12 protein-coding genes and 3 tRNA genes are annotated in these 13,989 nt (G+C 68.4%); 3 read left to right on the top strand and 12 right to left on the bottom strand.

Annotated features, from left to right (window positions below; translation table 11 throughout):
• Window positions 1–149: 149 nt before the first annotated feature.
• Complete coding sequence (locus DK459_RS11510; RefSeq protein WP_006386666.1) at window positions 150–575, bottom strand: hypothetical protein; 426 nt, start codon at window positions 573–575, stop codon at window positions 150–152.
• 229 nt (window positions 576–804) lie between these two features.
• Here DK459_RS11510 and DK459_RS11505 point away from each other — a divergent pair, with 229 nt between their 5' ends.
• A complete protein-coding gene (locus DK459_RS11505; protein ID WP_110134731.1) occupies window positions 805–1,308 on the top strand; it encodes a peroxiredoxin in 504 nt (167 codons plus the stop codon).
• An 88-nt stretch (window positions 1,309–1,396) separates the two neighbouring features.
• Window positions 1,397–2,800, top strand: coding sequence for an MFS transporter (locus DK459_RS11500; RefSeq protein ID WP_024070186.1), 1,404 nt, complete (start codon window positions 1,397–1,399; stop codon window positions 2,798–2,800).
• 13 nt (window positions 2,801–2,813) lie between these two features.
• On the opposite strand, the gene DK459_RS11495 is transcribed toward DK459_RS11500, so the two are convergent.
• The 6 genes from DK459_RS11495 to DK459_RS11470 form a co-directional block, all read right to left on the bottom strand.
• Window positions 2,814–3,695 carry a hypothetical protein gene (locus DK459_RS11495; RefSeq protein ID WP_053500525.1) on the bottom strand — a complete coding sequence of 294 codons (882 nt, stop codon included), beginning with the start codon at window positions 3,693–3,695 and terminating at the stop codon, window positions 2,814–2,816.
• Window positions 3,696–3,697: 2 nt separating this feature from the next.
• A complete protein-coding gene (bioB, locus tag DK459_RS11490) occupies window positions 3,698–4,723 on the bottom strand; it encodes a biotin synthase BioB (RefSeq protein WP_006386662.1) in 1,026 nt (341 codons plus the stop codon).
• Window positions 4,724–4,973: 250 nt separating this feature from the next.
• Window positions 4,974–6,521 (bottom strand): helix-turn-helix transcriptional regulator, encoded by a 1,548-nt coding sequence (locus tag DK459_RS11485; protein ID WP_006386661.1) that lies wholly within the window; start codon window positions 6,519–6,521, stop codon window positions 4,974–4,976.
• Between the two features lie 173 nt (window positions 6,522–6,694).
• Window positions 6,695–6,771 (bottom strand) — tRNA-Asp (locus tag DK459_RS11480).
• A 61-nt stretch (window positions 6,772–6,832) separates the two neighbouring features.
• Window positions 6,833–6,908, bottom strand: a tRNA-Glu gene (locus DK459_RS11475).
• 68 nt (window positions 6,909–6,976) lie between these two features.
• Window positions 6,977–7,052: transfer RNA gene (locus DK459_RS11470), tRNA-Ala, on the bottom strand.
• Window positions 7,053–7,364: 312 nt separating this feature from the next.
• Between DK459_RS11470 and DK459_RS11465 the strand changes: the two genes are divergently transcribed.
• Complete coding sequence (locus tag DK459_RS11465) at window positions 7,365–8,420, top strand: aldo/keto reductase (protein WP_081089666.1); 1,056 nt, start codon at window positions 7,365–7,367, stop codon at window positions 8,418–8,420.
• Between the two features lie 128 nt (window positions 8,421–8,548).
• Here DK459_RS11465 and lnt read toward each other — a convergent pair whose 3' ends face one another.
• The 5 genes from lnt to miaB form a co-directional block, all read right to left on the bottom strand.
• Window positions 8,549–10,180 carry an apolipoprotein N-acyltransferase gene (gene lnt, locus DK459_RS11460; RefSeq protein WP_110134730.1) on the bottom strand — a complete coding sequence of 544 codons (1,632 nt, stop codon included), beginning with the start codon at window positions 10,178–10,180 and terminating at the stop codon, window positions 8,549–8,551.
• Window positions 10,177–11,067, bottom strand: a complete 891-nt coding sequence (locus DK459_RS11455) for an HlyC/CorC family transporter (RefSeq protein WP_038504299.1) — start codon at window positions 11,065–11,067, stop codon at window positions 10,177–10,179. The genes lnt and DK459_RS11455 overlap by 4 nt, the downstream gene beginning before the upstream one ends.
• A gap of 154 nt (window positions 11,068–11,221) precedes the next feature.
• Window positions 11,222–11,695 carry an rRNA maturation RNase YbeY gene (gene ybeY / locus DK459_RS11450; protein ID WP_006386657.1) on the bottom strand — a complete coding sequence of 158 codons (474 nt, stop codon included), beginning with the start codon at window positions 11,693–11,695 and terminating at the stop codon, window positions 11,222–11,224.
• Entirely contained in the window at window positions 11,685–12,710 is a 1,026-nt protein-coding gene (locus tag DK459_RS11445; RefSeq protein WP_070542374.1) for a PhoH family protein, read from the bottom strand. The genes ybeY and DK459_RS11445 overlap by 11 nt, the downstream gene beginning before the upstream one ends.
• On the bottom strand, window positions 12,707–13,989 hold a 1,283-nt coding region (miaB, locus tag DK459_RS11440), incomplete at its 5' end, for a tRNA (N6-isopentenyl adenosine(37)-C2)-methylthiotransferase MiaB (protein ID WP_110134877.1). The genes miaB and DK459_RS11445, both read right to left, overlap by 4 nt.

Raw genomic sequence — 13,989 nt, 5'->3', positions numbered from 1 at the left:
AGTCGCCGAAGGCGAGGACGAGGATGAGGATGGGGCAGTCCGGAGCGAACGCTCCGGACCGCAATCGTAGCCCCGCCCCCGCCTGCCGCCGTCCCGCCGGGCGGCTCAAGAACTCAATCCCCCGCCAGCAAAAAAAAACCGCAGAGAATTCACTTCTCCGCACTCTCCCCCGGCAACCCATCACTAACCTCAGCCAACGCCGCCTTCATATCCTCATAAGAAATCACCCGCTCATTCTGAAAACTCCCCAGCACCCCCCGGCACCCGTCGACGCCCGACCGCTTCATCTCCTCCATCATCCGCGTCCCATCCGCCAGCCCCTTCTGATAGAGCCCGTCATACCCCGCCGCGGAAAATCCGTATTCCTTGGCATACCGCTCCAGGTTCTTGCGCGAGGTCGCCTGGTGCTGCGCCAGGTCGGGTTCGGACGCCCCGCAGGAACGGGCCGCGCCGTTGGAGGCGCCCGCCGCCACCACGAACGATTCGAACTGGGCCTGCTCTGCCGCGTCGGGCGCGGCCCAGGCCGGGGCGGCCGCGGCCATCGTAAAGGCCAGGCCGATCAACATCTTGCGCATCGGTTCATCTCCGCAAAGCGCCCGCGCGCGGCCATCGCGCCCGGGCATTGATCACGCCCACATTATGGCAATGATCCCCGCGCCGCCCCGCGTGTGGAGTCGTTTCAGACTGTGCGGGTTTCTTTCCCGATCTGTCCGCCGGGCCAGCAAGCGCAACAGACACGAACTATGATGAGGGCTGTGGGGCACGTCCGCCCCAATGCAACGCCCCAACACTGGAGATCCTCCCATGAGCATCAAAGTCGGCGATCGCGTGCCCGATGGCACCCTGACCGAATTCATCGAAACCGAAAGCGAAGGCTGCTCGCTCGGCCCCAACGCCTTCCAGGTCGCCGACCTGACCCGCGGCAAGACCATCGTCCTGTTCGCGCTGCCCGGCGCCTTCACGCCGACCTGCTCGGCCAAGCACCTGCCGGGCTACGTCGAGCAGGCCGCGGCCCTCAAGGCCAAGGGCGTGGATGAAATCTGGTGCGTGTCGGTCAACGACGCCTTCGTCATGGGCGCCTGGGGCCGCGAACAGAAGACCGGCGGCAAGGTCCGCATGCTGGCCGACGGTTCCGCCCTGTGGACCAAGGCCCTGGGCCTGGAGCTGGACCTGATCCAGCGCGGCATGGGCGTGCGCTCGCAGCGCTACTCGGCCTTGATCGTCGACGGCGTGGTCAAGCAGCTGAATGTCGAAGGCCCCGGCAAATTCGAAGTCAGCGACGCCGCGACCCTGCTGTCGCAAGTCTGATTCCCCGCGCAGTTACTGTTTCATCGCTCAATGCGCGGGCCGCCCAGGCGGCCCGCGTCGCTCCCCCCGGCAGGGGCAGCCAGACGCCATGCTTGCAACCCTCTCTTCTTTCTCGTCGCTGTATGTCGCGACCCTGCTGATGCTCATCGGCACCGGCCTGTTCAACACCTACATGGGGTTGAGGCTGACCGCGCAGTCCGTCAGCGAGATCTGGATCGGCGCGTTGATCGCCGGTTACTACCTGGGCCTGGTGTGCGGCGCGCGGCTGGGCCACAAACTCATCATCCGCGTCGGCCACATCCGCGCCTTCGTCGCCTGTGCCGCCGTCGCCACCAGCATGATCCTGGCGCAGACGCTGGTCGATTCCATGCCGCTGTGGCTGGTGTTCCGTGTCATCTCGGGCATCGTCATGGTGACCGAATTCATGGTCATCGAGAGCTGGCTCAATGAACAAACCGAAAACCATCAGCGCGGGCGCGTGTTCTCCGTCTACATGGTGGTGTCCGGCCTGGGAACCGTGCTGGGGCAACTGGCCCTGACGGCCTACGCCACGCTCGACCTGCGGCCGCTGACCCTGGTGGCCATGTGCCTGGTGCTGTGCCTGGTGCCGATCGCCGTCACCGCGCGTTCGCACCCGCCCACGCCGCTGCCCGCCGCGCTCGACATCCGCTTCTTCATGCGGCGCGTGCCGCTGTCCATGACGGTGCTGTTCGTCGCCGGCAACCTGTCGGGCGCCTTCTACGGCCTGGCCGCCGTCTACGGCGCCAAGCACGGCATGACCACCTCGCAGGCCGCCATCTTCGTGGCCGCCGCCGTCACCGCCGGGCTGTTGTCGCAATGGCCCATGGGCTGGCTGTCCGATCGCATCAACCGCGCCGGCCTGATCCGCTTCAACGCATTGCTGCTGGTATTGCTGCCGGTCGTCATGTGGGGCTGGCTGACGCTGCCGTTCTGGGCGCTGGTGCTGCTGTCGTGCGCCTTCGGCATCCTGCAGTTCACCCTGTATCCCCTGGGCGCCGCCTTCGCCAACGACCACGTCGAATCCGAGCGCCGCGTCAGCCTGTCGGCCGTGCTGCTCATGACCTACGGCGTGGGCGCCTGTGTCGGCCCGATGATCGCCGGCGTGCTGATGTCGCTGGCCGGCCACAGCATGTATTACGTCTTCATCTCGGCCTGCGCCCTGATCCTGGTCTGGCAGGTGCGGCCCACGCGCGTCACCGGCGCGCACCAGGTCGACGAGGCGCCGGTCCACTTCGTGCCGATGCCGGACACCCTGCAGAGCTCGCCGGCCGCGGCCGTGCTCGATCCGCGGGTCGACGTCGAAAACGATATCAGCATCGAAATGGTGCAGCCCGATCCGGCCGCCGCGCCCGCCACGCCGCCGGTGGAAGGCGCGGGCGCCGTGGACCCGCCTGGCGGGGCGACCGAGGCGGCCGAGGCGCCGCGGGATGAACCCGCCGAGCCCGAGCGCCAGGCCCGCACCGGCACCTGACAGCCGCCGCGATTCACCAGGGCGCCATCAGCACGATGGCCGCCAGCGCCAGGGCCAGGCCGAGGCCATTCAGGCGCGTCAGCGGCTCGCGGAACACCAGCGTTCCGACCAGCGTGCCCAGCGTGATCACGCCCATGTTCATGGACGCGAACACCAGCGCGGGGTGCTCCGGCAGCGCCTGGTGCGCGCGGATGTAGGTGATGATGTTGCCGAAATTCACCGCGCCCAGCGCCACGCCGGCCGCCAGGTGGCGCGGCGCCCAGCGCGCGCGGCGCCACAGCAGGTAGGCCAGCATCAGCGCGCTGGACAGCGCGAACGCCAGCAACAGGCCGCCGGCGAACGCGGTGCCGGCGCGCGCCATCTGCTTGAACAGGATATCCACCACGCCGTAGGCCACCCACACCGCCAGCGGCCACAGCCACAGCGCGCGGCGTTGCGCGGCGTCCATCGCGCCCGGGGCCGCCGCGCCCGTGGCGGCGGGCCGGCGCAGCAGGCAGAACAGCGCGGCGAAGGCCAGCGCGATGGCGCCCAGCTTGCGGCCGCTGACCGGCTCGCCGAACAGCAGGAACGCCGCCAGCAGGGGAATGAACAAGGACAGCCGCTGGGCCGCGTCGCTGCGCACCACGCCGGCATGGCGCACCGCCAGCGCCATCGCCATGAAGCCGCTCGGCAGCAACAGGCCCAGCGCCAGCAGCACGGCCCACGGCGTCTGCGGCGTCAGCAACGCGGCCGGATCCGGCCGCAGCACGACCCAGCAGAGCAGGGCGGCGACCGCGTGGTTCACCATGATGGCCTGGCGCACGTCCAGCTGCCAGCGCCGCGCCAGCTTCAGCATCGCCGCCACGGCGACGCTGCAGGCGACGCTGGCCAGCAGGTAGGACAGGCCGGGCGCCAGCGTCACGCCGAGATGTCCTGGCGCGCGTGGTGGTGCGCGTGCTGGCCGGCGTCGATGCGCATGCCCAGGCGTTGCAGCAGGCGCTGGTCCGCCTCCATGCGCGGGTTGCCGGTGGTCAGCAGCACGTCGCCGTAGAACATCGAATTGGCGCCGGCCATGAAGCACAGCGCCTGCATGGCGTCGTCCATGGCTTCGCGCCCGGCCGACAGGCGCACCATGGCGCGCGGCATGGTGATGCGGGCCACCGCGATGGTGCGCACGAACTCGAACGGGTCGAGCGGCTCGGCGTCGGCCAGTGGCGTGCCTTCCACCCGCATCAGGTTGTTGATCGGCACCGATTCGGGGTAGGGCTCCATGTTGGCCAGTTGCGCGATCAGGCCGGCGCGCTCCTGGCGCGATTCGCCCATGCCGACGATGCCGCCGCAGCAGACGTTGATGCCGGCGCCGCGCACCCGTTCCAGGGTGTCCAGGCGGTCCTGGTAGGTGCGGGTGGTGACGACCTTGCCGTAGAACTCGGGCGCGGTGTCCAGGTTGTGGTTGTAGTAGTCCAGGCCGGCGTCCTTGAGCTGTTCGGCCTGGCCCTCGCGCAGCATGCCCAGCGTGACGCAGGTCTCCAGGCCCAGCGCCTTGACCGCGCTGACCATCTCGGCCACGGCCTCCAGGTGATGCGGCTTGGGGCTGCGCCAGGCCGCGCCCATGCAGAAGCGCTGCGCGCCGCCGGCCTGCGCGGCGCGCGCCGCCGCCAGCACCTCGTCCAGCGGCATCAGCTTTTCGGCTTCCAGGCCGGTGTCGTAGCGCGACGACTGCGAGCAGTAGCCGCAGTCCTCGGGACAGCCGCCGGTCTTGATCGACAGCAGGCTCGACAGCTGGATGCCGTTGGGATCGAAATGGGCGCGGTGCGTCTGCTGGGCGCGATACACCAGGTCCATGAACGGCAAGTCGTAGAGCTCCATCACGGCGGCGCTGCTCCACGCGGACGCGGGTTGCGGCCGGGACGGCTTGGGAACGGGAATGTAGGCGGTCTGCATCAACGGACTCCAGGAAGGCTTGCGGGGATCGCGCCGCGCGCCTTGGCGGGGCGGCTTGATCGGCGGATCGTAAGAAGCTGCGCAGGGTTTGCGCAATCTCGGGCCTGTCCGTGTTTTTGCGGGTGCGTTGAGGGCGATTTCGGTGGATATGGCGTTTTTTAGCGGGGATGCGGATCTAACGCGGCGCCATCTTCGCGCAGCCGTAACCCCGGATTATTTTGATTCAATTTGTAAATCCACGCGCCCGGCATCAGCCTTGGCCGGCTTTGCCTCGGGTCCGCGGCTTTTCGTGGCCGGTGATGCCGCGGTCGCGGGCCCACACGATCGCCGCGCTGCGGCGGTGCACCCCGATCTTGCTGTAGATGGTGGCCACGTGGTTGCGCACGGTATTGCGCGACAGGCGCAGTTGGCGCGCGATACCGTCGTCGTCGTGCCCCTGGCACAGCAGGCCCAGCACCTCGCGTTCGCGCGCCGTCAGTTGCGCCAGGTCGGCCACGTCGCGTGACGCCGGTGCCGGCGCGCGCAGTTGCGCCAGCTTTTCGATGATGCCGCGGCTGAACCATGACGTGTCCTGCATTACCGCCTCGATCGCGGCCAGCAGTTCGGTCTCGCTGCGCTTGCGTTCGCTGATGTCCTGCATCACCAGCAGCACGCGGCGCTCGCCGCCGATCATGACCGGTTCGGCGGACGCCAGGCAGTCGAGCTGGCCGCCATCGGCCGCGACCAGCATGGCCTCGCGGTTGCGCACGCTCTCGCCGCGCGCCAGGCTCTCGGCCATGCCTTCGGACGGACGCAGGCCCAGCGCGGTCAGTTCGCGGCCGACGGCGTCCTCGGGCGAGACGCCCACCGCCCGGGCAAAGGCGTCGTTCAGGTCCAGCGCGCGCAGCGACTCGCCTTCGCACAGCGCCATGGGCACCGGCGCCAGCCGGAAGGCCTTGGAAAAGCGCTCCTCGCTGTGTTGCAGGGCCTCTTCCGCGCGCTTGCGCTTTTCCAGGTCGATGAAGGTGAACAGCATGCAGGGCTCGCCCTGCATGTCGATCGGCTGGCCGGCGACGATGACGAACCTGGCGCCACCGTCGCCCAGCCGCAGCACGCCTTCGCGCTGGCTGATGGTCAGGCCGGCATTCAGCTTGGCCACCGCGTCGTCCTTGTCCTCGCCGCCGTCCAGCACGTCGAGTTCGTAGGCCGACTTGCCCAGCACGGCCTCGCGCGGCAGGCCGGTCATGTCCAGGAAGCCCTGGTTCACTTTTACGTAGCGCAGGTCGGACAGCCGGCAGATCAACGCCGGCGCGGGATTGGCGGCGAAGGTGCGTTCGAAGCGCTGTTCGGCGTTGAACGCCTCGGTCTGGTCGTCCAGGATCAGCACGCGGTAGTCGGCGTCGTCGTCTTCGAGCAGCAGGCCGCGCGCGCGGATGTTGCGCAGGAAGTCGGGGTCGTCCTTGCGGGTCAGGTCCAGCAGCAGGTCGTCGAAGGCGGCGCCCGCGGCCAGCAGATCCAGCGGATACTGCCGGGCCGGCACGCGGTGGTGGTTGCGGTAGGTCAGCGCGTAGCGCTTGCGGTAGCCGGCCGGGGTGTTGCCCAACGCCTCCAGTGTGTCGATGCCATGCAGCGCCAGCGCGCTGGCGTTGGCCCAGGCGATGGCGCCATTGGCTTCGAGCAGGATGATGCCTTCGTTCAAGCCTGCGATGATGCGTTGCAGGTGCTGGCGATGCGCGTGCGGGGCGGCGTTGCTGGGGGTCACGTGGGCCTCTTGGCTTGGCTGGCACAAGCGCACAGGATGCGTTGCGAGACGCGCCATGTCCAGAGGATAAACGGACGAGACGGGGGAAGGGGGCGGCACGGCGCTTGCTGCCGCGCAAAGCAAAAAAGCCCCGGAATCCGGAGCTTTTGGCGGGCGCCTTCTGGCGCAGTGCAGGAAGACTCCTGCGGAACAACTGGATCTTGCGGCTTGCTGGGATGCACGCAAGTGCTTGGCGGAGCGGACGGGGCTCGAACCCGCGACCCCCGGCGTGACAGGCCGGTATTCTAACCAACTGAACTACCGCTCCGCAGCGGCATACTCAACTACTGTGTCACTTCAACTGCATCTTGTACTGCTGCCAGTAAGACTGGCGTCCCCTAGGGGATTCGAACCCCTGTACTCACCGTGAAAGGGTGATGTCCTAGGCCTCTAGACGAAGGGGACTTGGACTTTCGTCGTGCTTTACTACTGCACTATTTCTACTGCACTATTTACTACTCTTCGCTTTGGACTGGTGGAGGTAAGCGGGATCGAACCGCTGACCTCTTGCATGCCATGCAAGCGCTCTCCCAGCTGAGCTATACCCCCGTTTTTCTAATCAACTCCAGCCACGTTTTACGTTTCCCCGAACGCTTTCACGCTCGTTTTTTCGTATCTCGTTGCCGGTTTTGTTTAGTGCCGTTGGCGAAGAAACGAGATTATGCACGAACTAAATTCGGCGTGCAAGTCGGTTCGATGCAAAAAATGAAAAAGTTGCGTGGAAGTCGCTTTCAAGGGGACGCATGCGCGGGAAGCCGGAGATAAATCAAGGGTTTGCGCGAATGCTATCGTGGGGAAGGTCGCGGGCGCGCACAATGTGTATCCCGCCATGATGTCTTGCCGGCAGGAGAATTCTTTCGCATGAGCACCCGGACTTCCTTTCCGACGCGCCAGTTGGGGCGCAGCGACATGTTCATCACGCGGATTGGCGTGGGCGCCTGGGCCATGGGCGGCAACGCTTGGGCCATCGGCTGGGGCCCGCAGGACGATGGCGATTCGATCGCCGCGATCCGCCTGGCGGTGGACCGCGGCATCAACTGGATCGACACCGCCGCCGTCTACGGGCTGGGCCATGCCGAGGAAGTGGTGGGACGGGCGCTGGCGCAGATGAGCCCCGGCGACCGGCCCTACGTCTTCACCAAGTGCGGCCTGACCTGGTCCCCCGACCAGCCGCGGGCCACGCCGCGACGCAATGGCGCGCCGGCCAGCATCCGCCGTGAAATCGAAGGCTCCTTGCAACGCCTGGGCGTGGAACGGATCGACCTCTACCAGATGCACTGGCCGGCCGGCGACGGCACGCCGCTCGAAGCCTATTGGCAGGAACTGCTCGACCTGAAGCAGGAAGGCAAGGTGCGCGCGGTGGGCCTGTCCAACCACAACCTGGCGCAGTTGCAGGACGCCGAGACGCTCGGCCACGTCGACTCGCTGCAGCCGCCGTTCTCGGCGATCCAGCGCGGGGCGGCGAACGACCTGATTCCGTGGTGCGCGCAGAACGGCACCGGTGTCATCGTCTACAGCCCGATGCAGTCGGGCCTGCTCAGCGGCGCCTTTTCCGCCGCGCGGGCGCAGGCCCTGGGCGCGGATGACTGGCGTTCCCGCAACGCCGAATTCCAGGCGCCCAACCTGGCGCGCAACCTGGCCCTGGCCGAAGCGCTCAAGCCCATCGCCGAACGCCACGGCACCACCCAGGCGGCGGTGGCCATTGCCTGGACGCTGGCGTGGCCGGGCGTCACCGGCGCCATCGTCGGCATGCGCAACGCGGCCCAGGTCGATGGCGTGCTGGGGGCGGCCGAACTGGAGCTGGACAGCGACGACATGGCGCGCATCGCCGACGCGATCGAGCTGACGGGCGCGGGAGTGGGGCCGCTGCGGCCGGTCAACGATAGCGGCGCGTTGCCGGTCAATTTGTTGCGCTAGGGGCGCGCCAGGACAAGCGCTGGCAGTAAAGGCACGGCACGGCCGGTAAAGGCGTGGCCGGCAAGGGGGCGGCCTGCAAAGGCCTGTGAAGTGGAACCGGGCCAGGCAGAACCCGGCCCGTTCCTGGTTCAGGGGCGACGCGCGCGGCGGCTGCCGAAGGCGGCGATGAGGGCCAGGCCGATCAGCGCCAGCGCCGACTTGTCGCCGAAGCGGGCGTAGGGCGTCAGGCCCGTCATACCCTGCACCGAGACCGGCAGCACGCCCGGCTGCAGCGGCGCCAGTTGCGCCGCCACGCGGCCCTTGGCGTCGATGGCCGCGGTCATGCCGGTGTTGGTCGAGGTCAGCATGGGGCGCGCGGTTTCGATCGTGCGCAGGCGCCCGATCTGCAGATGCTGGCGCAGGGCCCACGTATCGCCGAACCAGCCCAGGTTGCTGACGTTGACCAGGATGGTCGCGCCCGGTTCGCCATTGGCGCCCGGTTGCAGCGCCGGCAGCAGGTCGGGACCGAACAGGTCTTCGTAGCAGATGTTGAAGGCGATGTGCTGGCCGCCCACCGCGAACGGCGTCTGGCGCTCGGGGCCGCGGTCGAAATCGCCCAGCGGGATGTTCAGCATGTCGACGAACCAGTGAAAGCCCGGCGGCACGTATTCGCCCCAAGGCACCAGGTGGCGCTTGTCGTAGCGCATGGCGGTGCTGCCGCCGGTCAGCTGTTCCAGCGGCGTCTGGCCGTCGAAACCCATGACGCTATTGGTGTAGCGGTCGCGGCCATTGCGCACGTCGTGGATCGGCGCGCCCATGGCGATCACGGCGTTCTGCCGCGCCGCCACCTGGCGCCAGACGTCCCAGACGCGGGGATCGAGCTGGTCCTGGAAGATCGGCAGCACGGTTTCCGGCAGGATGATCATCTGTGGCGGCGGCACGCCCGCGGCCGGCGGCAGGGCCGCCAGTTCGAGATGGCGACGCAGGCTCTGGTCCAGCAGCGCCGGGTCGAACTTCTGCGATTGTTCGATGTTGCCCTGGACCAGCCGCACGTTCAGCGCATCGCCGCTGGGCGTGGACCAGTCGATGCGCGACAGCGGCCAGCCGGCGGCGGCCAGCGCCAGCGCCACGCCGGCGGCCAGCGCCCGGCGGCCGTCGCGCGCTTGTTTCCGGTCGCCCGCCGGGCGCCACAGGCTGGCGATGGCGGCGGCGGCGAAGGCCGCCACCAGCGCCATGCCATGCACGCCCAGCAGCGGCGCCCAGCCGGCGATGGGGCTGTCGACCTGCGCGTAGCCGATGTTGAGCCAGGGAAAGCCGGTCAGCAGCACCGCGCGGACCCATTCGAAGCCGGCCCACAGCGCGCCCCAGGCCAGCGTGCCGGACAGCACGCGACCCGGCGCCGAGTCGGCCGTCAGCGGCACGTAGCGCCGCGCCAGCGCGCCGGCCGTGGCCGGGAACAGCGCCAGGAAGGCGGATAGCGCCAGCACCGCGGCCACCGCCAGCGGCGCGGCCAGGTCGCCGTAGCGGTGCAGGCTGATGAAGATCCAGTACAGCCCCAGCGCGTAGGTGGCGAAGCTGAACAGCCAGCCGCGCAGCCAGGCCTGGCGGGCCGAGGGCGCGTACAGGGTGACGCGGGCGGCCACCGCCAGCGCCAGCACCTGGGTGATGGCCAGCGCCCAGCCCGGCAGCGGACCGGGGGCGAAGGTGAGGGCCTGGACGGCGCCGGCCAGCGTCAGGCCGGCCGCGCCCAGCAGGAACGGACCGCGGGAGGCGCGGCTCATGCGTCGGTATCGGGCGGAACGCCGCGGGACGGCGCGACGCGCTTGACGCGCAGCCAGATGGCGCGACGGGCGTCGCCGCGCGCCACTTCCAGTTTCAGGCCGTCGAATTCGGCGCTGTCGCCGCGGCGCGGGATGCGGCCCAACTGGCCGCCCATCCAGCCGCCGACGCTGTCGTATTCGTCGTCGGGCAACTGGCAGCCGAACACGTCGTTGAAGTGCGAGATGTCGGTGGCGGCCAGGACGCGCCACTGGTTCTCGCCTTCGGGGAAGATCGAGTCTTCCTCGGTTTCGTCGAATTCGTCTTCGATATCGCCGACGATCTGTTCCAGCACGTCTTCCATCGTGACCAGGCCGGAGATGCCGCCATGCTCGTCGATGACGATGGCCTGATGGTTGCGGCTGGCGCGGAACTCGTGCAGCAGCACGTTCAGGCGCTTGGATTCGGGGATGAACACCGCCGGGCGCACCAGCGTGCGAACCTCGATGTCGGGTTCGAGCATGCAGCGCAGCAAGTCCTTGGCCAGCAGGATGCCGATGATGTTGTCGCGGTCGCCTTCGTACACCGGGAACCGCGAATGGGCGGTTTCGATCACGGTGGCCACCAGGTAGGGAATGGGCTGCGTGACGTCGAGCAGGTCCATGCGCGAGCGCGGCACCATGATGTCGCCGACAGTGCCTTCGGACACGGCCAGCGCGCCCTTGATCATCTTGTAGGACTCCGCGTCCAGCAGGTCGCGGTCATGCGCGGCTTCCAGGACGGCCTTGATGCCTTCACGGTCCTCGGGCTCGCGGCGCACGAGGGAAAGCAGGCGGTCTAGAAGGGATTTGGTGGCGGGTTTGGATGAGCGAGAGGGAGTCGCTTCGGGAGCAGGATAAGGGTCAGACATCGTCCGGGAGGACAAGTTATGGAGGGGCCAGCATAACCGAATCTGGCGCGCAATTTGTAACGCGACCCCGGAAAATGGGTCCAACCGACGCGATCTGCGCCTTGCTGGCCGCCATTTCGCGTCGATTGCTCAGGGTTGACCCCAGGCCCGTGAATCAGGCGGCAAGATAGGGATCGGCGATGCCCATGCGCGCCAGCGTGGCGGTTTCCAGCGCTTCCATGCGGCGGGCGTCGCGCGCCTTGATGTGGTCGTAGCCGAGCGAATGCAGCACGCCGTGCAGCGTCAGGTGGGCGGCGTGGTCCAGCAGCGCCTTGCGCTGCTCGCGGGCCTCGCGCACCAGCACCGGCACGCACATCACGATGTCGCCGCGCGCCACGCCCAGCGGATCGACGCCGTACTCGAAGGTCAGCACGTTGGTGGCGTAGTCGCGCTGGCGGAAGTCGCGGTTCAGGCGGCGTCCCTCGGCCGCGCCCACCAGGCGCAGGCTGAGCTCGGCGGCGCTGAATTCCACCAGGCCATCCTCGGCCGCGGCGGCCAGCGCGCGCTCGGCCCAGCGGCGCAGGCGCCAGCGCGGCAGGCGGGGTTCCTCGACCCCGTACTGGACGGACAGGGACAGTTCAGGCGTCATTTTCCGCGGCCCGGTCATAGGCATCGACGATGCGCGCCACCAGCGGATGGCGCACCACGTCGCGGCTGGTGAAGCGAGTGGTGGCGATGCCCTGCACGTCGTGCAGCACCTTGACGGCGTGCGCCAGGCCGCTTTCCTGGCCGCGCGGCAGGTCCACCTGCGACGGGTCGCCGGTGATGACGGCCTTGCTGCCGAAGCCGATGCGCGTCAGGAACATCTTCATCTGTTCGGGCGTGGTGTTCTGCGCCTCGTCCAGGATGACGAAGGCGTGGTTCAGCGTGCGGCCGCGCATGTAGGCCAGCGGCGCGATCTCGATGGTCTGCTTCTCGAACAGGCGCTGCACCTTCTCGAAGCCCATCAGGTCGTACAGGGCGTCGTACAGCGGGCGCAGGTACGGATCGACTTTCTGCGCCAGATCGCCGGGCAGGAAGCCCAGCCGTTCGCCGGCTTCGACCGCCGGGCGCGTCAGCACCAGGCGCTGCACCGTGTCGCGCTCCATCGCGTCGATGGCGCAGGCCACCGCCAGCCAGGTCTTGCCGGTGCCGGCCGGGCCCACGCCGAAAGTGATGTCGTGCTTGAGGATGTTGTTCAGGTAGTCGCGCTGGCGCGGCGTGCGCGGACGCAGGTCGCTGCGCTTGGTGCGCAGGGCGATGGCGTCGCTGTCGTCGTCCAGCGCCGGCAGCGGGTCGGCCTCGCGGGCCGGCGCGTCCTGCGTTTTCTCTTCCTGGCGGCCGACGCCGATCTCGACCAGCCCGAGCTGGATGTCGTCGACCGACAGCGCGCGATGCACGGCCTGCTCATGGAAACGGCGCAGCACGCGGCCGGCCAGTTCGGCCTTGTCGCCTTCGATGGTGACGCGGCTGCCGCGGCGCGAGAGCTTCACGCCCATGCCGTCGGCGAGCTGGCGCAGGTTCTCGTCCAGCGGGCCGCACAGGTTGGCCAGGTGGGTGTTGTCGCCGTCCAGGATGACGACGGTGGGCAGGCTGCGGCGGGCGCGGGGGCGGGAAGTGGTCATTCGGCCTCTTGGGAGTCGCGGTCGACGTCGGCCACCCGGGCGCGCAGCGAATTGGTGTGCGCCTCGGTGATGATGACGTCGACCATCTGTCCGATGAGCCGCGCGGGCGCGGCGAAGTTGACGATGCGGTTGTTCTCGGTGCGGCCCATCAGCTCGTTCGGGTCGCGCCGCGACGGGCCTTCCACCAGCAGGCGCTGGCGCGTGCCGATCATGTTGCGGGCGATGGCGGCGGCCTGTTCGTTGATCAGCGCCTGCAGGCGCTGCAGGCGGCGCAGCTTGACGTCCTGCGGCGTGTCGTCGTGCAGGTCGGCGGCCGGCGTGCCGGGGCGGCGCGAGTAGACGAACGAGAACGAGGTGTCGAAACCGACGTCCTCGATGAGCTTCATGGTCTTTTCGAAGTCTTCCTCGGTTTCGCCGGGGAAGCCGACGATGAAGTCCGACGACAGCGTCAGGTCGGGACGCGCGGCGCGCAGGCGGCGCACGACCGACTTGAATTCCAGCGTGGTGTAGCCGCGCTTCATGGCCGCCAGCACGCGGTCGCTGCCGGCCTGCACCGGCAGGTGCAGGAACGACACCAGCTTGGGCAGGCGGGCGTAGGCGTCCACCATGCGCTGGGTCATTTCCTTGGGGTGCGAGGTGGTGTAGCGGATGCGTTCGATGCCGGGGATCTCGTGCACGTATTCCAGCAGCATGGCGAAATCGGCGATTTCGCCGCTGTCGCTCATGCGGCCGCGGTAGGCGTTGACGTTCTGGCCCAGCAGGGTGACTTCCTTGACGCCCTGGTCGGCCAGGTCGGCCACTTCGACCAGCACGTCGTCGAACGGACGCGAGACTTCCTCGCCGCGCGTGTACGGCACGACGCAGAAGCTGCAGTACTTGCTACAGCCTTCCATGATCGAGACGAAGGCGGTGGCGCCCTCGACCCGCGGCGGCGGCATGTTGTCGAACTTCTCGATCTCCGGGAAGCTGATGTCGACCTGCGAGCGGCCCTCGGCGCGGCGGCGCTGGATCAGGTCGGGCAGGCGGTGCAGGGTCTGCGGGCCGAACACCACGTCCACGTAGGGCGCGCGCTTGACGATGGCCTCGCCTTCCTGGCTGGCGACACAGCCGCCCACGCCGATCACCAGGTTCGGGTTGGTCTTTTTCAGGTGCTGCACGCGGCCCAGGTCGGAAAAGACCTTTTCCTGGGCCTTTTCGCGCACCGAACAGGTGTTGAACAGGATGACGTCGGCGTCTTCCGGGTTATCGGTCAGCTCCAGCCCCTGGTCGCCGCGCAGTA

The sequence above is a fragment of the Achromobacter sp. RW408 genome, assembly GCF_003184165.1.
In the GTDB taxonomy this organism is placed as follows: Bacteria; Pseudomonadota; Gammaproteobacteria; order Burkholderiales; family Burkholderiaceae_B; genus Achromobacter; species Achromobacter xylosoxidans.
This window is presented reverse-complemented; position numbering and strand designations above follow the sequence as displayed.

Coding starts and splice junctions, on each gene's coding strand:
- DK459_RS11505 (WP_110134731.1), top strand. CDS start 805: ATGAGCATCAAAGTCGGCGATCGCGTGCCCGATGGCACCCTGACCGAA.
- DK459_RS11445 (WP_070542374.1), bottom strand. CDS start 12,710: ATGACCACTTCCCGCCCCCGCGCCCGCCGCAGCCTGCCCACCGTCGTC.
- DK459_RS11465 (WP_081089666.1), top strand. CDS start 7,365: ATGAGCACCCGGACTTCCTTTCCGACGCGCCAGTTGGGGCGCAGCGAC.
- lnt (WP_110134730.1), bottom strand. CDS start 10,180: ATGAGCCGCGCCTCCCGCGGTCCGTTCCTGCTGGGCGCGGCCGGCCTG.
- DK459_RS11455 (WP_038504299.1), bottom strand. CDS start 11,067: ATGTCTGACCCTTATCCTGCTCCCGAAGCGACTCCCTCTCGCTCATCC.
- DK459_RS11485 (WP_006386661.1), bottom strand. CDS start 6,521: ATGGCGCGTCTCGCAACGCATCCTGTGCGCTTGTGCCAGCCAAGCCAA.
- DK459_RS11510 (WP_006386666.1), bottom strand. CDS start 575: ATGCGCAAGATGTTGATCGGCCTGGCCTTTACGATGGCCGCGGCCGCC.
- ybeY (WP_006386657.1), bottom strand. CDS start 11,695: ATGACGCCTGAACTGTCCCTGTCCGTCCAGTACGGGGTCGAGGAACCC.
- bioB (WP_006386662.1), bottom strand. CDS start 4,723: ATGCAGACCGCCTACATTCCCGTTCCCAAGCCGTCCCGGCCGCAACCC.
- DK459_RS11500 (WP_024070186.1), top strand. CDS start 1,397: ATGCTTGCAACCCTCTCTTCTTTCTCGTCGCTGTATGTCGCGACCCTG.